Below are 25,726 nucleotides of genomic sequence, written 5' to 3' on the forward strand. Positions count from 1 at the left end.
CGACGCGGGACGGAACCCCTTGCGAGCTGGTGCAATCGGCAGCACACCCGTCTCTGGAACGGGCGATGGAGGTTCGAGTCCTCCGCTCGCAGCGAGGCCGGGGCCGCGCCGGGGCGGCCCGCGCATAGGCGGATGTGGGCGTCCGGGATGGACGTCGGATCCGCCCGTCGGTGCCGCCCCGCCCGGCGGTCCCGCGCCCGGGATCGTAGAGTCTCGCCGTGAGCGAGATCGGCACGGAGGTCGACCTGTTCCACCCCGCCGAGCGGGTGTGGCGCGCATTGACGGATCGTGAGTTGCTCGCCCGGTGGTACGCCGAGGTCGAGATGATGGCGGGGACGCGGAACCGGCTGCTGCTGCGCACGGCGGGGCTGCCCGGCTTCGGCGCCGCCGTCGACGCGGAGGTCACCGAACGGCAGGAGCCGGAGCTGATCGCGCTGCGGTGCCTCGAGGGCGGCCGGCGCAGCCGGCTGACCTGTGCCGTCACCGCCACCGCCGAGGGCTGTCGGCTGTCGGTCCGCGAGGTGCTGGAGCACGGCGTCTGGGCCGACGAGCAGCGCGAGCGCCGCGCGGAGTGCTACCGGCAGGCGCTGACCAATCGGCTGCCCGCGATCCTCGACTGGCTGGCCTTCCAGGAGGTGGACCTGCGCCGTGGCGAGGCAGGGATGACGGCCGAGATGCCGGTCACGGAGGCGTTCGACGGCGAGCCGGCGTCGGCCGGCCGTCGTAGCCGGCCGCTGCTGGTCGCCGGGCTGGCCGGCGCCGCGTTGGCCGCCGGGGTGGCGGTGTGGGCGGTGCTGCCGGCCGAGCCGGACCGCGCCGCCGGGCCGGCGTCCGCGCCGACGCCCAGCGCCACGACCACCCCGAGCGGCTCGCCCCGGTCGACCGCCTCCGCCCGCCCCACCCGGACCGCCACCCCGGACGCCACCCGCCCGAGCCGTACCCCCACGGCGAGGCCCTCGCGTACGCCCACCTCCGCCGCGCCGTCGGAGCCGGCCGTGACCGCCCGCTACGAGACGGTGTCGCCCCCGTCCCGGATTTTCGGCTACACCGGCGAGGTGGTGGTCGACAACTCGGGTGGCGCGGCCGCGAAGGACTGGACGGTGGTGGTGACGCTGGCCGAGGGCGGCCGGGTCTCCGACGCCAGCGGGGCCGACTGGCGGCAGGACGGGCAGGCCGTCACCTTCACCGGGCCGCCCGTGAAGGCGGGACAGTCGCGGACGTTCACGTTCGAGGTCCGTGACAGCGATCCTGCGACCAAGGCGCCCGAGGGCTGCGTGGTGGGCGATGACCCGTGCGCCGGCCTGTGACGGCCGCGACGCTGCCCCGGCCCGTGCCGCCGGCGGCCGAACGCCCGGCGTGCGCGGCGACCACGTTGACGGCCGGGATGTGATCATGGCCATGATGGCCACTGTCCGCGGCGACGAGGCCGGATTCCACCTGCTCGTACCGGTCGCCGATCGCGGCCACCGTGCTCATGCCGGAGCCCATCCGTTTTGACAGGCTCCCCTCCCGGCGATTTGGATGATCTTGCGGGAGGCGCGGTACCAGGAACGCCTCCGCGCTCTGGGGAGGTGTGCATGAGGGGTATGGGAAGGGCCGTCACCATCATGGTGGCGGCCGCGATGCTGGCAGCCTGTGGCGACGGTGCCGACAGCAGGGCGCGCGGCGGAGATCCGGGTGGCTCGTCGCCGAGCGCTGGGGCGTCTCCGCAGCCCGTGGTGAACGCGCCGGAGGGGTTCGACACCGCCAAGGGCTGGCAGGAGACCGTCGGCTGGCTGCCGGAGAACGCGGAGAACCTGACGGTGGGAGCCGCGGCGAAGGCGGGCGTGGTCGCCTTCCTCCAGAAGAAGGGCGAGGGCTACGTCGTCGAGGCTCGCGACGCCGTCACCGGCGCGCCCCGCTGGAGCAGCCAGCAGTGGCAGCCGCCGGCCCTTCCCGAGGACGTGAAGCCCGATCCGTCGTACCTCCCCCAACTCCTCGTCGTGAACGAGGAGGGCCGTGAGTACGTGGTCGTCTGGGCGTACACCCCTCGGTTCACGGACGAGGACACGGTCTCCCTCGTCGCCTACCCGGCCGACTCCTCCGGAACGGAGGTCGCGGCCGCCCACACCCGCACCGTGCCGATGGATGCCTACGGCCCGGCGAAGGTCGTCGACGGCGGGAACGGGCTGCTGGTCAGCTGGGAGGACAAGGGCATCTCGCACGCCGCGGCGATCGACCTGTCGAAGGACCGCGTCAAGACGTACGACGAGAGCGTGCGACTGCCCTACTGCGAGCAGACGGGCTGCATCAGCGGTCGGGTGGCAGGGCTCTCCCCGGACGGCCCGGTCGTCACGCTCAGCCCGGCCGGCTTCGGCGTCCCCGGCGTCTGGCAGGCCAGCGACGCCCTTCCACCGGGCGCCGACCTGCAGTTCGTCAGCAAGTACGAGAACGGCCGGGTGTTCGCTGTCGTCGGGGAGCACGTCTTCTCCCTCTGGAACGCCGAGAAGGGCCTGAGGAAGCAGGGCGGCATCTCGGTGGCAGCCGTGCACGACCTGAAGTCCGGAAAGCTGAAGGCGTCCGTCGTGTGCGACCCACAGGGCGGATTGGGCGGACTTTCCTACGATCCCGTTCTGTCGCCGAACGGCCGCTACGCCGTCGGCGGAACCCTCGCCTTCGACCTCGAGACGGGCAAGGGCCACTGCCTCTGGGAAGTCGGAGATCAGGAGAGCGTCCACCTGGTGTCCGTCGACGACGACGGCACCGCGTACGGCCACCGGCGAGGGGGAGACGCGACGGTGCCTGTCACCGTCGCGGTCGGCACCGGGAAGATCGAGGAGCTTCCCCAGGACACCCAGATCCCGTTCCTGTCGCTGCCGGGAATCGGAGGATTCTCGCTGCCTGCCGCGACCAACGGTGAGCGGCGGTTCGTCTTCCTCCCGCGTCGCTGACCCGTCGCTGTCCGGAAGCATCGGTGGGCGCGGTCGCATGCCGGTCGCGCCCACCGCCGTCGGGGCCGGTTACGGGCGACCGGGGCGATGTCTTCCGACTTCTCTCCGCCACTCCTACAGTGGGTGGTCATCCATCACTCGAGCCCCTGAAGGTGACATGAGCATCCGCGTGTACCGCAACGCCGCCATCCGCACCGGGGACGCCGGCAACCCGTCGGCCCGGGCCATGGCCGTGGCCGGCGAGCGACTGCTGGCCGTCGGCACGGAGGCGGAGGTGCGCGCCGCCGCGGGACCCGGCGCGGAGCTGGTCGACCTGGCGGGCGCCGCCGTGCTCCCCGGTCTCTACGACGCCCACATCCACACCGCGCAGTACGCCCACAGTCTGGACGCGGTGGACCTGCGCGACGTGCGTTCCCTGGACGACGCGCTGGCCATGGTCGCCGCGCACGCGGCGCGGCTGCGACCGGGCGCCTGGCTGTTCGGCGGCAGGTGGAACAGCAACACCTGGGATCCGCCGAGGCAGCCGGACAGGTACGCCCTGGACTCGGTCTGTCCGGAGCTGCCGGTCGTGCTGCCGAACGCGGACGGCCACACGGTGTGGGCCAACTCGGCGGCCCTGCGCCTGGCCGGCATCGACGCCGACACCCCCGACCCGGTGGGCGGTGAGATCGTCAGGGACGAGCGCGGGGAACCCACCGGCATCCTGCGCGAGACGGCCTGTCGCCCGCTGGAGGACCTCATGGTCTCCCGCGACCTGCGCGAGCAGCTCCGCGTCGTGCAGGACGAGCTGCTCGCCCTCGGTCTGACCAGCGTGCACGACATCGACGGCGAGGACTGCCGGGCGGCCTACCTGGAGTTGCGGGAGGCCGGCGAGCTGAAGCTGCGCGTACACAAGGCCATTCCGTCGGTCCACCTGGAGGAGGCGATCGCCGAGGGCCGCCGCACCGGGCAGGGCGACGACTGGTTCCGCACCGGGCCCGTGAAGATCTTCAGCGACGGGGCGCTGGGCTCGCACACCTGCCACATGAGCGAGCCCTTCGCCGGCCAGCACCCCAACGTCGGCATCGCCGTCACGCCGTACGAGGACCTGGTCAAGCTCTTCGCCAGGGCGGCGGAGAACGGCATCGCCGTGGCGACGCACGCCATCGGCGACCAGGCCAACCACCTCGTCATCGACGCCTACGAGGCCGTCGGGCGTACGCCGGGGCTGCGGCACCGCATCGAGCACGCCCAGCACCTGCGGCCCGGCGACCTGGCCCGGATGGCCCGGCTGGGCGTCGCCGCCTCGATGCAGCCCGTGCACTGCACCAGCGACATCGACCTCGTCGACACCCTGCTGGCCGGGCACGACCTGGCCTCCTACGCCTGGCGCGGGATGCTCGACGCCGGCGTCGGCCTGGCCTTCGGCTCGGACGCCCCGATCGAGCACCCCAACCCCTTCGCCGCCCTGTACGCCGCGGTGACCCGTACCCGTCCCGACGGGACGCCGGTGGGCGGCTGGCAGCCCGAGCAGCGGCTCACCATGGCCGAGGCGCTCGCCGCCCACACCCTCGGCGCGGCCTACGCCGCGGGCGAGGAGGACCGTAAGGGCGTCCTCGCGCCCGGCATGCTGGCCGACTTCATCGCGGTGGACACCGACCCCTGGCTGGAGTCGCCGGACGCGGTGCTGCGCACCCGGGTCATGACCACCGTCGTGGGCGGCGAGATCCGCTGGCAGCGCGGGTGAGCACCGCGACGGCGTGACGGCGGCCGGCGGCGCGCCGGCCACGGCCCGGGCGCCGACGCCGGGACCCGGTGACGTGGCCGGCACCGGGGAGGACGTGACCGGCGGGGGCCACCCGCGTCGACGCGCCGGCCCGGTGCTCAGGATCGGACGGGCGTGAGGGTGACGGGCACCGCGACCACGTGCCGGCGCGTCCCGTCCGCCGCCGAGACCTCGTACGCCTCGATCGTGCCGGGCTGCTCCCGCTGCACCCGGTAGGCGACGGTGACCCGGAAGTCGCCCCGGCAGCCCGTGCCGCAGGTGGCCGTGGTGAAGGCGGTCGCCACCGTCCGGCCCGCCGCGTCGAGCACCCGGACCGTGACGGTGGCCTCGAACACGTCGGCGGTGCCGGTGACGGTGACCGGGCTGCCGACCCGTGCGCCGATGGTCGGGCCGGTGACCACGACGGGTGGCAGCAGGTCCGCGTAGTCGGCCCGGCCGACCGGGGGACCGACGGCGAGGCGGACCCGCTCGACGGTGGGGAACTGGGTGAGCGTGTAGACCACCTGCGCCTCGCGCAGCCGCCGGGTCGGCGCGTCACCGCCCGCCGGAGCGGGCGCGACCGTCGCCACGCCATCGGCGATGCGGGTGACCTCGCCGCCGGCGGGCAGCAGGGTGGTCAGCCCGGTGGCGGCCTCCGCCGGGGTGGGCCCGGCGGCCAGTTCGGCCAGCGCCAGCCGGGACGTCGCCACCGTGGCCGGCCGGGTGCGCCGGGTCGGCGCGAGCCGCCCGTCCCGGACGTACCACAGCTCGACGGTGACGGTCTGCGCCCGCGTCGGGGCGGCGGCGGTCGCGGCGGGCGTGGGGGAGCGGACCGGGCCGGCCGTCGGCGGCGCCGCGGTCGAGCTGGGCGGCGCCGGCGCGGACAGGGTGGCGACCGGCGGCGGCGCGGTGGGCGCGGGGCCGAGCGAGCCGGACCGGGGCGCGGCGCAGCCGGCGGGCAGCAGCGCGGCGGCGAGCAGGGCGACGGCCGCGGCGTGCCGGCTCACCGCACACCGGCCGTCCGCGACGCCGGCTCGGCGGGCAGGAGGGGCGGCGACGGTCGCGGCGTGCCGGCTCACCGCGCACCGTCCGACGCCGGCTCGGCGGGCAGGTCCAGCCGGAACCGGGTGGCCACCCACGGCTCGCTGCGCACGCTCAGCCGCCCGCCGAGCAGGTGGGCGTTCTCCCGGGCGATGGCCAGGCCCAGCCCGCTGCCCCGGCCGGCGCGGGCCGGGTCGACCTTGTGGAAGCGGTCGAACAGGCGCGGCAGGTGCTCCGCCGGGATGCCCGGGCCCTGGTCGCTGACCTCGAAGACGACCCGCGACCCGTCGCCGGCGACCGCGGCCCGGATCTCGCCGCCGCCGTGCTCGACCGCGTTGGCGACGAGGTTCGCCAGTACCCGCTCCAGCCGGCGCGGGTCGGTGCGCAGCGGCACCGGCGCGCCGTCGATCCGCACCCGGTCGGACCAGCCTCGGGCCGCGACGATCGCCCGCAGCAGGGCGACCGGGTCGACGGCGGCGACGGCGAGCCGTTCCCGCCCGGCGTCCAGCCGGGAGATCTCCATCAGGTCCTCCACCAGGAGGCGTAGCCGGACCACGTCGGCGACCAGCAGCTCCGCCGCGCGCCGCGCGTCGCCCGGCAGCTGGTCCAGGTGGTCGCGCAGCAGCGACGCCGCCACCACCAGGGCGGTCACGGGGGTACGCAGCTCGTGTGCCACGTCGGCGGTGAACCGCCGCTCCCGCGCCTGGGCCGCGGAGAGCGCCCCGATCTTCGCCGCCAGCGCCTCGGCCATCTCGTTGAACGAGGCGGCCCAGTCGCTGAACTCGTCGCGCCCGCGTACCGGCAGGCGGGTGTCGAGCAGCCCCTCGGTGAGGGCCCGCGCGGCCCGGCTGGCCCGGCCGACCGGCTCCAGCGTGCGCCGGGCGAGGGTGTGCCCCACCGCGGCGGCGAGCAGCACCACCAGCACCCAGCCGGCCAGCAGGGCCGTGCGCAGCTGGTCCAGGTCGGCGGCGATGTCGTCCTCGACGGTGACGACGTACAGCTCGGCCGTCGAGCCGGGGATGCGGCCACCGACGACGAGCAGCCGGGGCCGCTCCTGCGGCGACGACCGCTCGTACCCGAGCTGCCCCTGGGCGACGGCGGCCCGCAGCCGCGCCCCCAGCGGCGGCGCGTACGCCGGGTGGGAGGGGTGCTGCCCGTCGTCGACCAGCACCACGTGCCGGCCGCTGCCCTCGAAGCTGGTCAGCAGTTCGCCGCGACGGTCCTCGGTCAGCGGCAGGAACTGCCCGGCCAGGACGAGCCGGTAGCGGGCGTCGGCGGCGGCCTGGTGCAGCGAGGCGTCGAACCGGGCCTGCCGCAGTAGCAGCCAGGAGCCGCCGGCCAGCAGCCCGGCGGAGACGCCGGCGACGAGCACGAACGCGATGGTCAGCCGGCGGCGCAGGCGTCCGGGCGGTACGGCGCGTCCGGCCATCGCGCACCTCCCTCAGCCCGGCGACAGCTTGTAGCCGGCCCCGCGTACCGTCCGCACGAGCCGGGGGTGGGCGGGATCGTCCTCGATCTTGGCGCGCAGCCGCTGCACCGCCACGTCGACCAGCCGGGAGTCGCCGAGGTAGCCGTGCTGCCACACCCGCTCCAGCAGCACCTCCCGGGTGAAGACCTGGCCGGGGCGGCCGGCGAGTTCGCGCAGCAGGCGGAACTCGGTGGCGGTCAGCGCCACCTCCCGGCCGTCCTTGCGGACGACGAAGCTGCCCGGGTCGATCTCCAACCCGGCGACCTCGATGACGGCGGCGACGACGGGGGCGCCCGCCCGACGCAGCGCCGACCGGACCCGGGCCACCAGCTCGGGCAGGTCGAACGGCTTGCGCAGGTAGTCGTCGGCGCCGCACTCGAGGCCGACGACGACGTCCACGGTGTCGGTGCGCGCGGTCAGCATCAGGATCGGCACGCCGCTGGTGCGCCGGATCTCCCGGCAGACCTCGATGCCGTCCAGGCCGGGCAGCATGACGTCGAGCACGATCACGTCGGGCGGCCGGGCACGCCACGCCGCCAGCGCCTCCCGCCCGTCGACCGCGGTGTCGACCCGGAAACCGGCGCGGCGCAGCCCGAGTGCGGTGACCTCCCGGATGGAGGCATCGTCCTCGACGACCAGCACGCGGCCCTCCACCAGCCGAGGGTAGCCCCGCGACGGCCCGCGCCGACCTGGCGGAACGGACGGTGTCGGGGGCCCGGCCGGCGCCGGACCCCCGGTTCCGCGGCGGTCACTGATGCCACTGGTGCGCCACGTCGAGCACGATCCGGCTGTGCGTGCCCGGGCCGGTCAGCACGAACACCCGGAACGGCAGGCGGGCCCGCACGCCGACCGCGAAGGTGGTGTAGCCCTCGAAGCTGCCGCCGAAGACCACGTCCCGCAGCGTCTGGTGGCGCAGCACGTTCGCGGCGTGCTCGCCGACCCGGTAGGGCACGGTGCCGACGTGCGCGTCGTCGTACGCCGGGGCCCGCAGCGAGACCCGCAGCAGCTCGTCGCCGGCGGTGTACGGCGACAGCGGCAGGCCCTCGCCCTCGGTCCACGTCTCGCCGTAGCCGACCGTGTAGCCGGTGACCGGGCCGGCGAACTCGAACACCACCCGGTCGAAGCAGTCGTGCCGCCCGGTGCGCACGTCGACCAGCGGGGCGCTGCTCGGCGTGCCGGCCGACTTCTCCGCGCTGCCCCAGATGATCCCGCAGTACGGCGATCCGGTCGCCGCCGCCGTCGTGGTCGCCGCCATGCCGGTGCCGGCGCCGGCCACCAGCGCGGCGAGCACCACGACCAGGGCCGTCAGTCCATTCCTGATCCGCATCGTCCTCTCCCGTTCTTCCGTTTCCCGGTCGGTGCCCGGCCTCGTCGCCGGGGTCGTCGGATCCACGGTGGAACGCCCTCACGGCAGCAGCTTCGCCGTGCGGTAACGCCCGCGTAACAGCTCGTGTCCGCGGCGCTGCTGGGTGGTCGGGGCGGCGCCGACCTCGACCACGGAACCGGCCGACCGGTGCGGGCTGGGCCCGGGTACGGTGTCGGCGCACCTCGGGGGCGCTGCGCGACGCGGGGCTGGTGGGCGCCCACCGCGCCGGCCGCTTCGTGCGGTAGGCGCCGACCACCGCCGCCGCGCCCTGACCCACCGGAAGGAACGAGCATGACCGGCCGTACGCCGAAGGTCTCCTGCGTCTTCGTATGCCACGACGGCGCGGGTCGGCTGCTGCTGGCCCGGCGCGCGGCCGGTGCCCGGGACGAGCCGGGGGCCTGGGACACCGGCGCCGGGGCGCTGGAGTTCGGCGAGAGCTTCGAGGCGGCGGTCGTCCGCGAGGTCACCGAGGAGTATGCGGCCACGCCACGGTCGGTCTCCCTGCTCGGCGTGCGCAACGTGCTGCGCGACGACCCGCCCTCGCACTGGGTGGCGGTGCTCTTCGCGGTCCGGGTGGATCCGGCGGAGGTGGCCATCGGCGAGCCGCACAAGTTCGACCGGATCGGCTGGTTCACCCGCGACGCCCTGCCCGCGCCGCTGCACTCGCAACTGCCGGCCACCCTGGCGATGCTTCCCGACCCGCTGCCCTGACCGGCGCGACCGCCCGCCCGCCGCCGTCGGCGCTCACCCGTGTGTCGCTCGCGGTCGTCGTTGGGGCGGCCGGGGGCGGCGGACCGGTGGCGGACGGGGTGCCCTCGACCTGGCGTGGCGGTGGACTCGCGGGGCGCCGGTATGACGGTTCCGTTATGCCGCATATTGGCCGCCCCCGTTCTAACATTCACGTACATCGATGACCGGCGGTGGCACGCCGCCGGACAACCGCAGGGAGTGCGTGTATGTTCCGACGACAACTGCTGCGCACGGCGGGCGCCGTGCTGGCGGCGGTCCTGGCCGCAACCGGAATGCAGGTCGCCACCGACGCCAGCGCGTCCGCCGCCGCCCGAACCGTCTACTACGACGCGAGCCGGGCCGGCGAGTTCCGCACCAACTTCGACCAGGCCGCAGCCATCTGGAACAGCCAGGTCAGCAACGTCCAACTGGTGGCCCGCACGCCGGGCAACGTCACCATCTACGTCGACAGCGGCTGGCCGCGGGCGCAGGTCACCGGGCTCGGCTCCGGCCGGATCTGGATGGGCTGGACCGCCGTCAACCAGGGGTACGACCGCACCCGCATCGCCAGCCACGAGCTGGGCCACATCCTCGGCCTGCCGGACCGGCGCACCGGGCTGTGTTCCGACCTGATGTCCGGCAGCAGCGCCCCGGTCTCCTGCCGCAACGCGTACCCGAGCGCCACCGAGGCGTCCCGGGTGAACTCGCTGTTCGCCGGCGGCCTGGCCGCGTCCGCGGTGCCCACCGGCACGTACTCGTGGAACGACGGCGACGACATCGAGCCGTACATCGTCGGCGGCCGGCCGGCCACCGAGAACTACCCGTGGATGGTGTACGTCTCCGGCTGCACCGGCACGCTGATCAAGGCCAACTGGGCGGTCACCGCCCGGCACTGCTCGACGCCGTCCTCGGTGCGGGTGGGCAGCATCTACCGCAACAGCGGTGGCACCGTCGTCTCCGTGATCCGCGCGGTCAACCACCCGAGCGTCGACGTGAAGCTGCTGCAACTGTCCAGCTCGGTCGGCTACGCCCCGGCGCCGATCCCGAGCACCTCGGGCGCGGTCGGCACCGCCACCCGGATCATCGGCTGGGGCCAGACCTGCCCGACCCCCGGCTGCGGGGGCGCCCCGACCGTGGCGTACGAACTGGACACCTCGATCGTGTCGGACAGCCGCTGCATCGGCATCAACGGCCCGTACGAGATCTGCACCAACAACACCAACGGCAACTCGGGCGCCTGCTACGGCGACTCGGGTGGCCCGCAGGTGCGCCGGATCAACGGGGTGTGGAGCCTGATCGGCGCCACCAGCCGGTCCGGCAACAACAACTCCACCTGCGCCACCGGCCCGTCCATCTACGTCGACCTGCCGTCCATCCGGTCCTGGATCAACACCCAGGTCGGCGGTCTGCCGGTCTGACGACCACGACCCGGGGGGACGCCGCGCGCGGCGTCCCCCCGTCCGTCGTCGGCCGGGCCGCCGCGCCGGGGTGTCACGCGGCGACCACCCGCAGTGCGGTACCGTGCGTGACACATCGACCCCTTCCGAGGTGAACCATGTCCGCCGTGGCCGCACTCGCCCTGACCCTGGCGCTCGCTCCCGCGCCCACGCCGTCGGCCTCGGGCGGGCCGGTCGGCGACCTCCTCGGCGGTATCGGGCAGGTCGTGGACGACCTGCTCACCGGAGGGGGTGGGGCCACCCCGGGCGCCTCCCCGACGCCGGTCCCGTCCGGCTCGACCGCCCCGGCGTCGCCCCGCCCGTCGGCGGCGCCGGTCGCGCCGGGCCCGTCCACGTCGACAAGCACGTCCACCCGCGTCGCCGACCCGGGCCGGACGGCCGAGGGGCCGGGTGAGCGCAAGGCGGCGGTGCCCGCCCCGAACGGGCGGACCGGGACCTCGGGCGATGCGTCCACGGTCGCTGCCCCGCCGGACGGCGACGGGGATCCGGCGGAGCGGTGGCTTCTCTACGGCCTGGCGGCGACCGCCGTGGCGGTGCCGGTGCTGCTCGTCCTGCGCCGGCGTCGGCCCGCCGTCGCGCAGATGGGCCCGGCCGGCGCGCCCGCGCCCGCGCCCGACCCCGCGGGGGAACCCCTGGTCGACAACGTGACCCGGTTGCCGACGAACCTGAACGCCATCTACGAGCTGGGCCGGCTCGACGAGCGGCTGAGCCAGGAGCGCGAACGCCGGTCCTGACGGACGCGCCGGCCCCCGCGCGGGCCCGCACGCAGCGTCGTCCCGCTCCGTGGACACCCCGGGTAGTCCGGCGATGACGCGCTGACCAGCGCGCCGCTCCGGTTGGAAACGTTTTCGTAACGGGCCCTTGACCTCCTCGCCGCACGCGGCGCAGACTCCCGGAAACGTTTACAGGAAACAGGTGGAGGTGCCAGGGCGTGGGTCGTAAACGTTTACCGGAGTCGGCCGACAGCCGGCCCACCGTCCACACCGTCGCGGCCCGCGCCGGTGTCTCCATCGCCTCCGCCTCCCGGGTGCTCAACGGTGTCGGCGGCAGCGAGGAGACCATCCGCAAGGTCCGCGCCGCGGCGGCGGAGGTCGGGTACGTGCCCAACGCCATCGCCCGGTCGTTGCAGTCCCAGCGCACCGGACTGGTCGCGCTCGCGGTCGAGGACATCGGCAACCCGGTCTACGTGTCGATGATGCGGGCCATCGAGGCGGTGGTGGCCGCGTCCGGGCGGCAGCTGCTGGTCCACGCCACCGGCGGGCAGATCGCCAACGAGACCGCGCTGCTGCGCCGGCTGGCCAACCGCTACGTCGACGGCATGATCCTGTCGCCGATCCGAGTCACCGACGACCACCTCGCCGCGCTCGTGCAGAGTCCGGTGCCGGTGGTGGTGATCGGCCAGCTCGGCGCCGACGCGCCCGTCGACAACGTGCGTACCGACTCCCGGCGGGGCGTCGCGCTGGCCGTGGAGCACCTGGTGGCCAGCGGGCGGCGCCGGATCGGCTTCGTCAACGGCCCGCTGGACACCGTCCCCGGCGCCGCCCGCGACGCCGGCTTCCGTGCCGCCCTCGCCGCGCACGCCGTTCCCCTCGACGAACGCCTGGTCGAGGTCGGCGACTTCCAGTACGCGGCCGGCCGCGCGGCGACCGAACGGCTGCTCGCCCGGGCCCGCCCGGACGCCCTGGTCTGCGCCAACGACCTGATCGCGGTCGGCGCGCTGCACGCGCTGCTGGCCGCCGGGCACCGGGTGCCCGAGGACGTGGCGGTGATCGGCATGGACGACACCGAGCTGGCCCAGATGATGTTCCCCCAACTGTCCAGCGTCTCGCTCGGCTCGGCCGAGCGCGGTCGCCGGGCGGCCGAACTGCTGCTCCAGCGGATCGCCGACCCCGCCCTGCCGCCCCGCCGCGAGCAGGTGTCGCCCAGCCTCGTCGTCCGCGCCTCCAGCCGGGCTGCCGCGACCACCCCCCGTCCGTCCACCGAAGAGGTGCCGTCTTGACGACTGTGGCCGAGCGGCCGGACGTCGACCGGGCCGGAGCGGCCCGTCGGCACAGCCGGTCCCGCTCCGACCGGACCATGATCTACCTGCTGCTGCTGCCGTCGCTGCTGCCGATCCTGGTGCTGTCGGTCTTCCCCCTGGTACGCGGCATGTACCTCGGGTTCACCGACGCCCGGGCCGGGCGCAACGTGGAGGTCAGCTTCACCGGGTTGGCGAACTACCGCGAGCTGCTCGGCGACGAGCTGTTCTGGAACTCCTTCCAGGTCGGCCTGCTCTGGGCGTTCGGGGTGACCGTCCTGCAGTTCCTGCTGGCCCTCGGGCTCGCGCTGCTGCTTAACCAGCGGTTGCGCTTCCGGGGCGTGGCACGGGTGCTGGCCGTGGTGCCGTGGGCGATGCCACCGGTGGTGGTCGGCATCCTGTGGAAGCTGGTCTACCACCCGGACGCGGGCCTGCTGAACGAGTTCTTCCACCGCGTCGGCGCCGACGGCCTGCGGGCCAACTGGCTCGGCGACTTCGGCACCGCCCTGCCGGCGGTGATCATCGTCGGGGTGTGGGCGGGCATGCCGCAGACCACCGTCGTGCTCCTCGCCGGCCTGCAGGGGGTCGGCCGCGAGCTGCACGAGGCCGCCGCGGTGGACGGCGCCAGCACCTGGCACAGGTTCCGGCACGTCACGCTGCCCGCGCTGGCCCCGGTGATCGTGGCCATCACCTCGCTGGACTTCATCTGGAACTTCAACTCGTTCGGCCTGGTCTACGTGCTGACCGCCGGCGGGCCGGGCGGCAAGACCATGCTGCCGATGCTCTTCGCCTACGAGGAGGCGTTCCGCTACGGCAACTACGGCTACGCCGCCGCGCTCGGCAACGTGATGGTCGTGATCATCGTGGCGCTGCTCGCCGTGTATCTCCGTCGCCGGTTGAGGGAGGCGAACTAGTCGTGATCAGTGCGAGGAGTGAGCTTGCGAGCCCCGCAGTCCTGATCGGAGGGCAGTGATGTTCGGAAAGCCGAGCCGCACCGGGCGGGCGCTGCAGTACGTTGCCCTGGCCGGCTACCTGGTCTTCCTCGGGTTCCCGCTGGTCTGGCTGGTCTCGACGGCCTTCAAGCCGCCCCGCGAGCTGGTCCAGCTGCACCCGACCCTGATCCCCGCCAACCCGACGGTGCAGAACTTCGTCCAGGCGTTCACCGAGCAGGAGTTGGGCCGGGCCGCGCTGAACAGCCTCCAGGTCTCGCTCGCCTCGGCGCTGCTCACCGTGCTGGTCGCGCTGCCCGCGTCGTACGCCCTGGCCCGGTTCCGCTCGAAGCTCGGCACCGCGGCCCTGGGCTGGGTGCTGCTGTCCCAGCTCTTCCCGTTCGTGCTGCTGATCATCCCGATCTTCCTGGTGCTGCGGCAGGTCGGGCTGGCCAACACGCACGCCGGGCTGGTGCTCATCTACGTGGTCTGGGCGCTGCCGTTCGCGCTGTGGATGCTGCAGGGCTTCGTCCGCAACATCCCCCGGGAACTGGAGGAGGCCGCCTCCGTCGACGGCGCCAGCCGCGTGCAGATCCTGCGGCGGGTGGTCTTCCCGCTGCTCGCCCCCGGCCTGGTCGCCACCGCGCTGTTCTCGTTCATCTCGGCCTGGAACGAGTTCTTCTTCGCCCTCGTGCTGATCAAGACCCCGGAGCTGGCCACCCTGCCGGTGGCGCTCGCCCGGTTCGTGGGCATCGAGGGCACCGCCCGCCTGGGCCCCCTCGCGGCCGGTTCGCTGCTGGCCACCCTGCCCAGCCTGATCTTCTTCGCGTTCATGCAACGCCGGCTCTCGTCCGGGTCGCTCGCCGGCGCGGTCAAGGGCTGACACCGTCCCCCACCCCACCACCCAGGAGGTAACCCCCATGCTCCGTACCAGATTCCGTCGACTCGCCGCGGCCGCCGCGGTCGCGGTCGTCGGCCTCGGCGCGCTCAGCGCGTGCGGCGACGGCGGCGACGACGAGGCCACGTCCGGCCCGGTCAAGCTGCGCTTCCTCAGCCTGGCCTGGCAGAAGGAGTCGCTCCAGGCCAACAAGGACCTGGTCGCCAAGTGGAACGCCGAGCACCCCGACATCCAGGTCGAGTACGTCCAGGGCGACTGGAACTCCGTCCACGACCAGCTGCTCACCTCCTTCGAGGGCGGCGACGCGGCCGACATCGTGCACTACGAGGCGTCCGCGATCGGCGAGTTCAGCAAGCAGGGCTACCTGGCCGACCTGTCCAAGCTCGTCTCCGACGACCTCAAGGGCCAGATCGACCAGGGCATCTGGGACACCGTCACCTACGACGGCAAGATCACCGGCGTGCCGTTCCTGCTGGAGTCGCAGGTCGTCATCGCCAACAAGAAGCTGCTCGACGCCGCCGGCATCGCGGTGCCGCCGGCCGACGGCGGCTGGACCTGGGACGAGTTCCAGGCCAACGCGCAGAAGCTCACCAAGCCGGGTCAGTACGGCGCGGCCTGGGCCCTGAAGTCGCCTACCAACCGCGTGCTGAACCTGGCGCTCAACTTCGACGGGAAGTTCTTCCACACCGACGGCGGCCGCACCGAGGTCAAGGTGGGCGACGCCGAGAAGGAGGTCCCGAAGCGCATCCACGACATGATCTACACCGCGAAGTCGGCCTCGCCGGAGGCGCTCGGGATGAGCGGCGCGGACACCCTGCCCGGTTTCTTCGGCGGCAAGTACGCGATGCTGCCCGGCTCGGTGTCGCTGCGTCAGCAGATGGTGGAGCAGGCGCCGGCCGGCTTCGAGTGGGTCACCCTGCCGCCGCTGAAGGGGCTGTCCGCGACCCACGCGGCGAACCCGCAGACGCTGTCGGTCAGTGAGGACTCCGCGCACAAGAAGCAGGCCGCGCAGTTCCTGGAGTTCTTCCTCAACCCGACCAACATGGCCACCCTCGCCAAGGGCGACTGGCTGATCCCGACGGGCAAGCAGGCCAACGCGGAGCTGGTCAAGCTGACCGGCGGCAAGCAGGGCTGGGACGTGGCCGCCGACAGCGCCGCCGACCTGACCGTCGCGCCGTTCCAGAAGGCCGACGGCTACCCGGAGTGGAAGACCAAGTACGCCACCCCGGCCCTCCAGCAGTACTTCGCCAACAAGATCACCCTGGACCAGCTCGGCACGCAGCTGGTCGACGGTGGCAAGCAGGTTCTGAGGTAACCATGTCTCTCCTTCTCGACAAGTCGGTCGGATGTCTCGTCGGCGCCGCCGTGGGTGACGCCCTCGGCGGGGCGACCGAGACGGCACTTCCGGAGCAGATCCGCGCCCGCTTCGGCGGCTGGGTGGAGGGCATCGTGCCCCCGTACCACGCCGACTGGGCGACCGCGCGGCCACTCGCGCCGTACCACAAGGGCGACGGGCACATCACCGACGACACGTTGATGACCCACGCGCTGGTGCGGGCGTACGCGGCCAAGCGCGACCACCTGGACGCCTACGACGTGGTGGAACTGCTCGTCCCCGACCTGATCGAGCGGGTGGTGTACATCCCGGACCTGGAGCGCGAGGGGGTGACCTTCCACCGGCTCGCCGCCGCCGAGCGGTGGTTGGTCACCCGCCTGCACCACGCGCACGCCGACCCCCGCGAGGGCGGGGTGGGCAACATCGTCAACTGCGGCGCCGCCATGTACATGGCCCCGGTCGGCATCGTCAACGCGGGCGACCCGGCCGGGGCGTACGCCGAGGCGGTGGAGATCGCCGGAGCGCACCAGCACAGCTACGGGCGGGAGGCCGCAGCGGTCTTCGCCGCCGCGGTCGCCGCCGCCGCGACCCCCGGCGCGGGCGTCGACGACGTGGTCGCCGCCGCGCTGGACCTGGCCCGCGACGGCACCCGGGCGGCCATCGACGCGGTGGTCAAGGAGGCCCGGGGCCACCACGACTGGCGGGCCGCCATCGGCCCGCTGCGCGGTGCGGTCGCCCCCTTCGACACGGTGGGGGAGGAGTACCGCAGCCCCGGGCTGGGCGCCCGGCGGCCGAGCCGGCTGCACGCCATCGAGGAACTGCCGGTGGCGATCGGCATGCTGGTGGTGGCCGGCGGCGACTTCCGCGACGCGGTGCTCGGCGCCGTCAACTACGGCCGGGACGCCGACTCGACCGCCACCATGGCGGCGGCGATCGCCGGGGCGCTCGGCGGCGCGGCGGCGGTGCCGGCGGAGTGGTCGGAGGCGGTCGCCACCGCCTCCCGCACCGACCTGGTCGCACCCGCCCGGGTGCTCGCCGCGGTGGCCACGGAGGTCTTCGACCGCGACCGCGAGCGCTTCGCCCGCCGGGCCGAGCGCTTCGCCGGCCTCGCCGACGGTCCGGCGCGGGGCGCCGACCCCGCCGGGCCCGAGCAGGCGCCCGGGGAGTCGGGCCGGTGAGGATCACCTGGGTGCAGCCCGAGGACCTGCTGCCGCACGAGATCGCGGCCAGTCGGGACGAGGGGCGCGACGTCGGCGCGATCGCCGAGCAGTGGCGCGCGGCCGGCGGGGACCTCACCCCGCCGGTCAGCGGGGCGTCGCCCACGCCCGCGGCACCCCGGCTGCGGGCCCTCGCCACGCGGCTGCTCGACGAGGCCGACGCGCTGCCGGGAGCCGGCAGCCCCGACGAGCCCGAGGAGTTGGCCGCCGTCCGCGCCACCTGGCCGGCGGAGTGGTCGCTGCCCGCCGGCCCGGCCGCGTACGACCGGGTGCACGGCGCGTGGCTCGGCCGGGCGGCCGGCTGCCTGCTCGGCAAGCCGGTCGAGAAGATCCCCCGCCACGGCATTCGGGAGATCCTCGTCGCCACCGGCCGCTGGCCGCTGCGTGACTGGTTCACCGCCCGCGGGCTGCCCGCCGACGTGGCGGCCCGCTGGCCGTGGAACCGGCGCAGCGCCCCGACCAGCCTGGCCGAGAACATCGACGGGATGCCCGAGGACGACGACCTGAACTTCGCGCTGCTGGCGCTGCGCGTGCTGGAGACGTACGGGCGGGACTTCACCAGCGCCGACGTGGCGCAGGCGTGGCTGGACTGGCTGCCCGGCGGGCGGGTCTTCACCGCCGAACGGGTGGCCTACCGCAACCTGCTGCTGGGGCTGGCCCCGCCGGCGACCGCGCGGCGGCACAACCCGTTCCGGGAGTGGATCGGCGCCCAGATCCGCACCGACGTGTACGGCTGGGTCAACCCCGGGCGCCCTGACCTGGCCGCCGAGCTGGCCTGGCGCGACGCCACGGTCAGCCACGTCCGCGCCGGCGTGTACGGGGCGATGTGGGTCGCGGCGCTGGCCGCCGCCGCCACGGTGGCGGGCGACGTCGACGAGGTGCTCGACGCCGGCGAGGCGGTGCTGCCGCCGCGCAGCCGGTTCGCCGCCACGGTCCGGGAGGCGCGCGCCCTCGGCTCGCGCACGGACGACTGGGAGGCGGTGGTGGACGAGCTGTACGCCCGGCACGGCCACCTGCACTGGGTGCACGTGCGCAACAACGCCGCGCTGGTCGCCGCCGCCCTCGCGTACGGGCGGGGCGAGCTGGAGCGGTCCATCTGCGCGGTCGTCAGCGGCGGCTGGGACACCGACTCCACCGGGGCCACCGTCGGCGCGGTGACCGGGGCGCTGACCGGCGCGTCCGGGCTGCCCGAGCGGTGGGTCGGGCCGCTGCGCGGCCGGCTCGCCAGCAGCATCGCCGGCTTCGACGGCATCGGCTTCGACGAGCTGGCCGCCCGCACCGTCGCCCTCGCCGAGCCGGGTGCCGCCGGGGCGCCCGTCGGCGTCGCCACGACCGAGGGCGGGCCGGCGTGAGCGCGCGGGTGGTCGTGGTGGGCAGCGCCAACCTGGACCTGGTGGTCACCGCGCCGCAGCTGCCCCGCCCCGGCGAGACGGTGCTCGGGGAGGACTTCCGGACCGTGCCCGGCGGCAAGGGCGCCAACCAGGCCGTCGCCGCCGCCCGGGCGGGCGCGGACTGCGCGTTCGTGGGCGCGGTCGGCGCCGACGAGTTCGGGCAGCAGCTGCGGGACAACCTGGTCGCCGCCGGGGTGGACGTGCGTGGCCTGCGTACCGTCCCCGGCCCCTCGGGGGTCGCCCTGATCGGGGTCGACCGGGCGGCGGAGAACTTCATCGTGGTCGCCCCCGGCGCGAACGCCGCGCTGACCGACCTGGACGCCGCCGACGGGGCGGCGATCGGCGCGGCCGACGTGCTGCTGCTTCAGCTGGAGGTGCCGCTGACGACCGTGGTGGAGGCCGCCGGCCGGGCCCGCGCCGCCGGCACCACGGTGGTGCTCAACGCCGCGCCGGCGGCGCCGTTGCCGGCGGACCTGCTCGGGCTGGTCGACGTGCTGGTCGTCAACGAGCACGAGGCGGCCGTCGTCGCCGCGACGGCCCCCGGCGAGCCGGCCGTCCTGCTCGACGCGCTGCTGGAGCTGGTGCCCCGGGTGGTGCTGACGCTCGGCGCTCGGGGCGCCGCGTACGCCGACCGGCGCGGTGCGCGACTGGAGATCCCGGCGCCGCGCATCGCGGCGGTGGACACCACCGCCGCCGGGGACGCCTTCACCGGCGCCCTCGCCGTCGGCTGGGCCGAACGCGGCGCCGCGCGCGACGGCGACGCCGTCGCCGCCGTCCTGCGCTGGGCCTGCGCGGCCGGCGCGGCGTGCGCGCAACGCCCCGGCGCGTCCACCGCGCTGCCCGACCGGGCCGCCATCGAGGACCTGTACGCCGCGACCTACCGAGGTGCCCCGTGAGCTTCAACCCCTACGTGCCGCGCCCCATCGACCGGCCGACGGAGGTCCCGCTGGGCGGGCACGCCGACCTGACCACGCTGGACGAGGCGAAGGTCTTCGCCGCCCCGGACGACCCGGCCGACTGGCCGGCCTGGCGGGAGCAGCTCACCCGCTGGCGCGCCGACGCCCGTGCCCGCCTCGGCTACACCGGCGCGCACTACGACGAGATCCCCGGCGACTGCTTCAGCGTCTGCCTCGCCTGGCTATGGGACGAGACGCTCTACGACCACGAGCGGGGCGTCTTCACCGTCGACGCGTTCCTCGACGCCGCCGAGCGGGACTTCGGGGGCTTCGACGGGATCGTCCTGTGGCACGCGTACCCGGTGATCGGGCTGGACGAACGCAACCAGTTCGACTTCTACCGCGACGTCCCCGAGCTGCCCGAGGTGGTGCGCGCCTTCCAGCGGCGCGGCGTGCGGGTGTTCGTCGACTACAACCCGTGGGACACCGGCACCCGGCGCGAGGCCGGCACCGACGCGCAGGAGGTCGCCGCGCTGGCCGGCAAGCTCGGCGTCGACGGGGTCTTCCTCGACACCCTCAAGGAGGGCGCCGACGAGTTGCGCCGGGAGCTGGACGCCGTCCGCCCCGGCATCGTCCTCGAAGGCGAGAGCCGGGTGCCGTTGGCCCGCATCGCCGACCACGCGATGTCGTGGGCGCAGTGGTTCGCCGACTCCGAGGTCCCCGGTGTGCTGCGCGCCAAGTGGTTCGAGCGCCGGCACGTGCTGCACCACACCCGCCGCTGGCACCGCAGCCACCTCGACGAGCTGCACTCCGCCTGGCTCAACGGCTGCGGCGTGCTGGTCTGGGAGAGCGTGTTCGGCGTCTGGGTGGGCTGGAACGACCGGGACCGGGCCGTGCTCCGGGCGATGCGCCGCGTGCAGGCCAGCCACGCCGCGTGGCTGCGCGCCGAGGACTGGGTCCCGCTCGCCGACCACCCCGGCTCCGGTCAGGTGTACGCGTCCCGCTGGACGCACGACGGCGAGCCGCTGTGGACGGTGGTGAACCGGGGCGACGACCACGACGGGCCGTGGCTGCGTACCGCACCGCGTCCCGGCCGGCGCTTCGTCGACCTGGTCACCGGCGCCGAGCTGGCCGTCACCGCCGAGCCGGACGGCACGGTCACCGTCGGTGGTCCGCTGCCGGCCGGGGCGGTCGCCGCGGTCGTCGCCACCACCGACGCGTCGGTGCCGTCGCACCCGGCGGCGGTCGGCGACCCGTCCTTCCCGGCCCGCACGGCGCAACGACTGCGCGTGCCGTGGGCGCCCCGGCGCGACGTGCCCGACGGCATGGTGGCGGTCGACGGCGGCCGGCGGGAGCTGCTCGTGCGCCATCGGGTGCGGGAGACCGGACTCTACGGCGAGACCCCGTACGTCGACGAGTGGAAGCCGCTGCCGCCCCGGCTGCACCACACCGGCACGCTGCGCCGCGCCGTGCGGTTCGGCCGGTTCGCCATCGACACCCACGAGGTCACCCACGGCCGGTACGCCGAGTTCCTGCGCGCCACCGGCCACCGTCCGGCGCGCCCCGAGCGGTTCACCGCCGGACAGGGCCCGGCCGACGCCCCGGTCACCGGCGTCGACCTCGCCGACGCCCGGGCCTACGCGGCCTGGGCCGGGCTGCGGCTGCCCACCGAGGACGAGTGGCAGGTGGCCGCCGAGGCGGGGCTGCTGCACCGCCGGGAACCGCTGGTGTGGAACCTGACCGAGAGCGAGCACTCCGACGGGCGGACCCGCTTCGTGATCCTCAAGGGTGGCGCCGCGTACCGGGCGGAGGGCTCCGACTGGTATCTCGACGGCGGCCCGCAACCGCCGGACGTGTCGGTGAAGCTGCTGCTGCTCGGCGCCGGCCTGACCCGATCCGACCAGGTCGGCTTCCGCTGCGCCGCCGACCTTCCCGCCGAGGAGTGACCCGATGAGAAGACGTTGGCGGATCGGCGGCGGCGTGGCCGCCGTGCTCCTCGCGTTCGGCCTGGCCGGCGCGGTGCCCGGCGCGGCCGGCGCGGAGCGTCTCCGCGCGGGCACGCTGACCACCGCCGCGGCGCCGTCCGCGGCGCTGGGCGCTCCGATCGACTACACGGTCTACCTGCCGCACGGCTACGGCGAGGCGACGGCGAGCCGCTACCCGGTGCTGTACCTGCTGCACGGGCGGGGCGACACCATGCAGGCGTGGACCCGGGTCAAGGCCGACCTGGACCGGCTGATCGCCGACGGCGACGTGCCGCCGGTGATCGCGGTGCTGCCCGACGCGCCGTGGAGCAGCCGCGGCAGCTGGTACGTCGACTCCGGGTACACCGGCGCGGACGATCCCGGCCGGCCGGTGGAGACCGCCCTCACCCGGGACCTGGTGCGGCACGTCGACGCCACCTACCGCACCGCGGCCCACCGGGGGGCGCGCCTGGTCGGCGGCTACTCGATGGGCGGCGCCGGCGCGCTGCGCTACGCCCTGGCCCACCAGGACCTGTTCGGCCACGCGCTGGTGCTCAGCCCGGCGGTGTACCGGCCGCTGCCGCCGGCCGACTCGTCGGCGCGCGAGTTCGGCGGCTTCGGCTCCGGCGAGCAGCGCTTCTCCGACGAGGTCTACCGGCGACTGAACTACCCGGCCCTGCTGCCGGGCCTGGACGCGGAGTCCCCGGTGCGGATGTACGTCGCGGTCGGCGACGACGAGTGGGCGAACCCCGACCCGGCCGACGCCGCCCACGACCTCGACTACGAGGCCGCCACCCTCTACAACACCGTGCGTCGCTCCGACGCGATCGCCGCGGAGTTCCGGGTGCTCGACGGGGGGCACGACTGGGACGTCTGGCGACCCGCCTTCGCGGACGGACTGAGGCACCTGGCGGCGACGCTGAGCGTCACCCCGCCGGCCGGGCTGCCCGGGCCGCCGCACGGCACCGCGGGCACCGACTGGGCCGGCGGCGTGGCCGCCCACCCCGACGGCAGCACCACCCTCGGGTACGCCGCCTCCGGCCCGGTCGCCGGCCAGCCGTACGCCGGCGGGCTGGACGTCGTGGTCAGCCGCGTCACGGCGGGCGGAGCCCCGGCCTGGACGAGGCAGTTCGGCACGGCCGCCAACGACCGCCTCCACGGCGTGGTGCCGCTCGCCGACGGCGGGGTGATCGCCGCCGGCTACACCCGCGGCGACCTCGACGGGACGCACCCGGGCAGCCCCGCCGACGACGGCTTCGTCGTCAAGTTGACCGGGACGGGGCAGCGGGCCTGGCTCACCCAGGCCGGTGACCCGGCCAAGGCCGACCGGTTCTACGCCGTCGCGGCCGCCCCCGACGGCGGCGCCTACGTCGCCGGCTACACCAGCGGCTCGTTCGCCGGGCAGAGCGGCGCCGGCGACAAGGATGCGATCCTGGCCCGCATCACCCCGGACGGGCGGATCGCCTGGAGCCGGCAGTTCGGCGGTTCCGGCGAGGACAAGGCGTACGCGGTGACGGCCGACGCCGAGGGCGTGTACGTGGCCGGCGGCACCTCCGCCGGCCTGCCCGACACCACCGCGCTGGGCGGCAGCGACGGGTGGCTCGCCCGGTTCGACGCCAGCGGCACCCGGACGTGGGTGACCTCGGTGGGCGGCGCCGGCGACGACCTGCTCGGCGGTGTCGCGATCAGCGCCGACGGCCTCGTGGTCGCCACCGGCTCCACCGACGGCGAGGCCACCGCCGGCGGCAGCGACGTGCTCACCGTGGCGTACACCGGGGCCGGCCGGCAGCGCTGGCGGACGGTGACCGGCGGGCGGGGCGCGGACGCGGGTGCGGACGTGGTGGCGCTGCCCGACGGTGCGGTCGCCGTGGTCGGCTTCACCGGCAGCGCGCTCGGCCTGCCGGTCGGCGGCGCGGACGTGCTGACCCTGCGGCTGGACGCGCGGGGCCGCCAGGCCGGGGTGGCCCAGTACGGCACCGCCCGCGACGACGCCGCCGACGCCTTCGGCGAGGAGAACGTCTACGCGACCCTCGGTGCCGACGGGCGGCTACTGGTCACCGGGCTCACCGCCGGAACCACGTCGGGCGGGGCGGCGCTCGGCAACGGCGACGTCTTCCTCGCCGCCGTCGATCCGACGAAAGGAACGCCGTGAACAGCCCAGCTGACCCGGGTGCCGACCGGACCCGCCCGCTCGACGGGGTGAAGGTGGTCGACCTGGCCACCCTCTTCGCCGGGCCGCTCGCGGCGGCGTTCCTCGGCGACTTCGGCGCCGACGTGGTCAAGGTGGAGCATCCGGCCAAGCCGGACCCGTCGCGGGGGCACGGCCCCGCGAAGGACGGCGTCGGGCTGTGGTGGAAGGTGCTCGGGCGCAACAAGCGCACGGTGACCCTGAACCTGTCCGACCCGCGGGGCGCCGAACTGCTGCGCCGCCTGCTCGCCGACGCGGACGTGCTGGTGGAGAACTTCCGCCCCGGCACCCTGGAACGGTGGGGGCTCGGCCCGGCCGAGCTGCACGAGGTCAACCCCCGGCTGGTGATCGCCCGGATCAGCGGTTTCGGTCAGGTCGGCCCGTACGCGCGGCGGCCGGGCTTCGGCACCCTCGCCGAGGCGATGAGCGGCTTCGCCGCCGCCACCGGCGAGCCGGACGGCCCGCCGACGCTGCCCCCGTTCGGGCTGGCCGACTCGGTCACCGCGCTCGCCGCCGCGTACGCGGTCATGCTGGCCCTGCGGGCCCGCGACCTCACCGGCGCCGGCCAGGTGGTGGACCTCGCCATCATCGAGCCGATCATGGCGATGCTGGGCCCCCAGATCACCTGGTACGACCAGCTCGGCTACGTCCAGCCCCGGCTGGGCAACCGGTCCAACAACAACGCGCCGCGCAACACGTACCGCTGCGCCGACGGGCGCTGGGTGGCGGTGTCGACCAGCGCGCAGAGCATCGCCGAGCGGGTGCTGCGGCTGGTCGGCCGGCCGGAACTGGTGGACGAGCCGTGGTTCGCCACCGGCAGCGGCCGGGCCGCGCACGCCGACGAACTGGACGCCGCCGTGGGCGCCTGGGTCGCGCGGCGCGACCGGGACGAGGTGGTGGCCGCGTTCGAGGCCGCCGAGGCGGCCGTCGCCCCGGTCTACGACGTGCGTGACATCCTCGCCGACCCGCAGTACGCCGCGCTCGGCACCGTCCGCACCGTCGATGACGAGGAGTTGGGCGAGGTACGGATGCAGAACGTGCCGTTCCGGCTCTCGGAGACGCCGGGGGACATCCGGCACGCCGGGCGCCGGCACGGCCAGGACACCGACGCGGTGTTGCGATCGCTGGGCCTGGCCGACGGCGAGTTGGCGGCGCTGCGCGAGAAGGGGGTGATCTGAATGCTGCTCACCTGGCTCTACGTGCCGGGTGACCGGCCGGACCGGTTCGCCAAGGCGGTCGCCTCCGGCGCCGACGCGGTGATCCTCGACCTCGAGGACGCGGTGCTCGCCGACCGCAAGGCGTACGCGCGGCAGGCCGTAGCCGAGTTCCTCGGGCAGTCGCACCCCGTGCCGGTCCAGGTCCGGGTCAACGAGCTGACCGGCCCGGACGTCGACGCCGACCTGGCCGCGGTGGTCGGCCGCCCCGGGCTGGCGGGCCTGCGGCTGCCGAAGGTGGAGTCGGCGACCGCCGTCGCCGCCCTTGCCGCCCGGGTGGACACCCCGCTGCACCCGTTGGTCGAGTCGGCCCTCGGCCTGGAGGCCGCGTACGCCATCGCCACCGCCGACCCCGCGGTGGCCTCGATCGGCCTCGGCGAGGCCGACCTGCGCTCCGACCTCGGCGTCGACGACGAGGCCGGTCTGGCGTGGGCGCGCGGCCGGATCGTGGTGGCGGCCCGCGCCGCCACCCTGCCCCCGCCCGCCATGTCGGTGTACCCGAACGTGGCCGACGCCGACGGCCTGGCCGCCTCCTGCGCGGTGGGCCGGCGACTCGGCCTCCTCGGTCGGGCGGCCATCCACCCGCGCCAGCTACCAGTGATCGCCGAGGCGTTCCGGCCGGCGGAGCGGGACGTCGCGCGGGCCGAGGAACTGCTCGCCGCGGTGGCCGAGGCGCAGACCCGGGACTCCGGGACCGTGGTGCTGCCGGACGGCCGGTTCGCCGACCGGGCGATGGTGGCCGCCGCCCGTCGCACGGTCGACCTGGCCGCCCGCTACGCGGCCTGACCGGGCGTACGACGAAAGGGCCGGCCCCGTTCGGGGCCGGCCCTTGTCGTTGGTGGTGTGTGGATCAGGCGGCGTAGCCGCGGGTGGCGATCCAGTCGGCGAGGGCCTCGGTGGTGATCCAGTAGGAGGCCTGGGCCGGGTTGGCGGAGTCGGCG

General features: G+C 75.0%; 21 protein-coding genes, 1 tRNA gene and 1 pseudogene. 18 read left to right on the forward strand and 5 right to left on the reverse strand.

The window, feature by feature from the left end; translation table 11 throughout:
• Nucleotides 1-20: 20 nt before the first annotated feature.
• The 4 genes from ABZ793_RS29905 to ABZ793_RS29920 all read left to right on the forward strand — a co-directional run bounded on the left by ABZ793_RS29905 (nt 21) and on the right by ABZ793_RS29920 (nt 4,656).
• Nucleotides 21-92, forward strand: a tRNA-Gln gene (locus ABZ793_RS29905).
• A 126-nt stretch (nt 93-218) separates the two neighbouring features.
• Entirely contained in the window at nt 219-1,307 is a 1,089-nt protein-coding gene (locus tag ABZ793_RS29910; protein WP_357463107.1) for an SRPBCC family protein, read from the forward strand.
• A gap of 411 nt (nt 1,308-1,718) precedes the next feature.
• Nucleotides 1,719-2,930, forward strand: a complete 1,212-nt coding sequence (locus ABZ793_RS29915; protein ID WP_357463110.1) for a hypothetical protein — start codon at nt 1,719-1,721, stop codon at nt 2,928-2,930.
• 157 nt (nt 2,931-3,087) lie between these two features.
• Entirely contained in the window at nt 3,088-4,656 is a 1,569-nt protein-coding gene (locus ABZ793_RS29920; protein WP_357463113.1) for an amidohydrolase, read from the forward strand.
• Between the two features lie 137 nt (nt 4,657-4,793).
• On the opposite strand, the gene ABZ793_RS29925 is transcribed toward ABZ793_RS29920, so the two are convergent.
• From ABZ793_RS29925 to ABZ793_RS29940, 4 genes are all read right to left on the reverse strand, one after another.
• On the reverse strand, nt 4,794-5,753 hold the full coding sequence (locus tag ABZ793_RS29925) for a Gmad2 immunoglobulin-like domain-containing protein (RefSeq protein WP_357463116.1): 960 nt from the start codon (nt 5,751-5,753) through the stop codon (nt 4,794-4,796).
• Complete coding sequence (locus tag ABZ793_RS29930; RefSeq protein WP_357463119.1) at nt 5,750-7,144, reverse strand: HAMP domain-containing sensor histidine kinase; 1,395 nt, start codon at nt 7,142-7,144, stop codon at nt 5,750-5,752. Before ABZ793_RS29930 ends, ABZ793_RS29925 begins: the two co-directional genes overlap by 4 nt.
• Nucleotides 7,145-7,156: 12 nt before the next feature.
• Entirely contained in the window at nt 7,157-7,837 is a 681-nt protein-coding gene (locus tag ABZ793_RS29935) for a response regulator transcription factor (RefSeq protein ID WP_357463122.1), read from the reverse strand.
• Nucleotides 7,838-7,931: 94 nt separating this feature from the next.
• Entirely contained in the window at nt 7,932-8,510 is a 579-nt protein-coding gene (locus ABZ793_RS29940) for a hypothetical protein (protein WP_357463125.1), read from the reverse strand.
• A 330-nt stretch (nt 8,511-8,840) separates the two neighbouring features.
• Between ABZ793_RS29940 and ABZ793_RS29945 the strand changes: the two genes are divergently transcribed.
• From ABZ793_RS29945 to ABZ793_RS30010, 14 genes are all read left to right on the forward strand, one after another.
• Nucleotides 8,841-9,260 (forward strand): NUDIX domain-containing protein, encoded by a 420-nt coding sequence (locus tag ABZ793_RS29945; protein WP_357463128.1) that lies wholly within the window; start codon nt 8,841-8,843, stop codon nt 9,258-9,260.
• 245 nt (nt 9,261-9,505) lie between these two features.
• A complete protein-coding gene (locus ABZ793_RS29950; RefSeq protein WP_357463131.1) occupies nt 9,506-10,696 on the forward strand; it encodes a snapalysin family zinc-dependent metalloprotease in 1,191 nt (396 codons plus the stop codon).
• A 146-nt stretch (nt 10,697-10,842) separates the two neighbouring features.
• Nucleotides 10,843-11,469, forward strand: coding sequence for a hypothetical protein (locus ABZ793_RS29955; RefSeq protein WP_357463134.1), 627 nt, complete (start codon nt 10,843-10,845; stop codon nt 11,467-11,469).
• 197 nt (nt 11,470-11,666) lie between these two features.
• Nucleotides 11,667-12,734 carry a LacI family DNA-binding transcriptional regulator gene (locus ABZ793_RS29960; RefSeq protein ID WP_357463137.1) on the forward strand — a complete coding sequence of 356 codons (1,068 nt, stop codon included), beginning with the start codon at nt 11,667-11,669 and terminating at the stop codon, nt 12,732-12,734.
• Between the two features lie 5 nt (nt 12,735-12,739).
• The gene (locus tag ABZ793_RS29965; protein WP_357463171.1) at nt 12,740-13,666 is read left to right on the forward strand and encodes a sugar ABC transporter permease; all 927 of its coding nucleotides are present in this window, start codon (nt 12,740-12,742) and stop codon (nt 13,664-13,666) included.
• A gap of 58 nt (nt 13,667-13,724) precedes the next feature.
• Nucleotides 13,725-14,564 (forward strand): carbohydrate ABC transporter permease, encoded by an 840-nt coding sequence (locus ABZ793_RS29970; protein ID WP_357463140.1) that lies wholly within the window; start codon nt 13,725-13,727, stop codon nt 14,562-14,564.
• Between the two features lie 37 nt (nt 14,565-14,601).
• Nucleotides 14,602-15,894, forward strand: coding sequence for a sugar ABC transporter substrate-binding protein (locus ABZ793_RS29975; RefSeq protein ID WP_357463143.1), 1,293 nt, complete (start codon nt 14,602-14,604; stop codon nt 15,892-15,894).
• A gap of 2 nt (nt 15,895-15,896) precedes the next feature.
• Nucleotides 15,897-17,093: an ADP-ribosylglycohydrolase family protein gene (locus ABZ793_RS29980; protein WP_357463146.1), complete on the forward strand. Its 1,197-nt coding sequence runs from the start codon at nt 15,897-15,899 to the stop codon at nt 17,091-17,093.
• On the forward strand, nt 17,090-18,484 hold the full coding sequence (locus ABZ793_RS29985; protein WP_357463150.1) for an ADP-ribosylglycohydrolase family protein: 1,395 nt from the start codon (nt 17,090-17,092) through the stop codon (nt 18,482-18,484). Before ABZ793_RS29980 ends, ABZ793_RS29985 begins: the two co-directional genes overlap by 4 nt.
• Entirely contained in the window at nt 18,481-19,419 is a 939-nt protein-coding gene (locus ABZ793_RS29990) for a PfkB family carbohydrate kinase (RefSeq protein ID WP_357463153.1), read from the forward strand. The genes ABZ793_RS29985 and ABZ793_RS29990 overlap by 4 nt, the downstream gene beginning before the upstream one ends.
• On the forward strand, nt 19,416-21,365 hold the full coding sequence (locus ABZ793_RS29995; protein ID WP_357463156.1) for an SUMF1/EgtB/PvdO family nonheme iron enzyme: 1,950 nt from the start codon (nt 19,416-19,418) through the stop codon (nt 21,363-21,365). Before ABZ793_RS29990 ends, ABZ793_RS29995 begins: the two co-directional genes overlap by 4 nt.
• Before the next feature lie 4 nt (nt 21,366-21,369).
• Nucleotides 21,370-23,535: an alpha/beta hydrolase-fold protein gene (locus ABZ793_RS30000; protein WP_357463159.1), complete on the forward strand. Its 2,166-nt coding sequence runs from the start codon at nt 21,370-21,372 to the stop codon at nt 23,533-23,535.
• Complete coding sequence (locus ABZ793_RS30005) at nt 23,532-24,749, forward strand: CoA transferase (protein ID WP_357463162.1); 1,218 nt, start codon at nt 23,532-23,534, stop codon at nt 24,747-24,749. The genes ABZ793_RS30000 and ABZ793_RS30005 overlap by 4 nt, the downstream gene beginning before the upstream one ends.
• Nucleotides 24,750-25,571, forward strand: coding sequence for a CoA ester lyase (locus ABZ793_RS30010; protein WP_357463165.1), 822 nt, complete (start codon nt 24,750-24,752; stop codon nt 25,569-25,571).
• A gap of 64 nt (nt 25,572-25,635) precedes the next feature.
• Here the strand turns inward: ABZ793_RS30010 and ABZ793_RS30015 are convergent.
• A pseudogene (locus tag ABZ793_RS30015) lies at nt 25,636-25,726 on the reverse strand (phytochelatin synthase); the annotation flags it as partial.

The organism is Micromonospora sp. NPDC047465, assembly GCF_040643125.1.
Taxonomy (GTDB): domain Bacteria; phylum Actinomycetota; class Actinomycetes; order Mycobacteriales; family Micromonosporaceae; genus Micromonospora.

Coding starts and splice junctions, on each gene's coding strand:
- ABZ793_RS29920 (WP_357463113.1), top strand. CDS start 3,088: ATGAGCATCCGCGTGTACCGCAACGCCGCCATCCGCACCGGGGACGCC.
- ABZ793_RS29930 (WP_357463119.1), bottom strand. CDS start 7,144: ATGGCCGGACGCGCCGTACCGCCCGGACGCCTGCGCCGCCGGCTGACC.
- ABZ793_RS29940 (WP_357463125.1), bottom strand. CDS start 8,510: ATGCGGATCAGGAATGGACTGACGGCCCTGGTCGTGGTGCTCGCCGCG.
- ABZ793_RS29945 (WP_357463128.1), top strand. CDS start 8,841: ATGACCGGCCGTACGCCGAAGGTCTCCTGCGTCTTCGTATGCCACGAC.
- ABZ793_RS29950 (WP_357463131.1), top strand. CDS start 9,506: ATGTTCCGACGACAACTGCTGCGCACGGCGGGCGCCGTGCTGGCGGCG.
- ABZ793_RS29970 (WP_357463140.1), top strand. CDS start 13,725: ATGTTCGGAAAGCCGAGCCGCACCGGGCGGGCGCTGCAGTACGTTGCC.
- ABZ793_RS29975 (WP_357463143.1), top strand. CDS start 14,602: ATGCTCCGTACCAGATTCCGTCGACTCGCCGCGGCCGCCGCGGTCGCG.
- ABZ793_RS29980 (WP_357463146.1), top strand. CDS start 15,897: ATGTCTCTCCTTCTCGACAAGTCGGTCGGATGTCTCGTCGGCGCCGCC.
- ABZ793_RS30000 (WP_357463159.1), top strand. CDS start 21,370: ATGAGAAGACGTTGGCGGATCGGCGGCGGCGTGGCCGCCGTGCTCCTC.
- ABZ793_RS30010 (WP_357463165.1), top strand. CDS start 24,750: ATGCTGCTCACCTGGCTCTACGTGCCGGGTGACCGGCCGGACCGGTTC.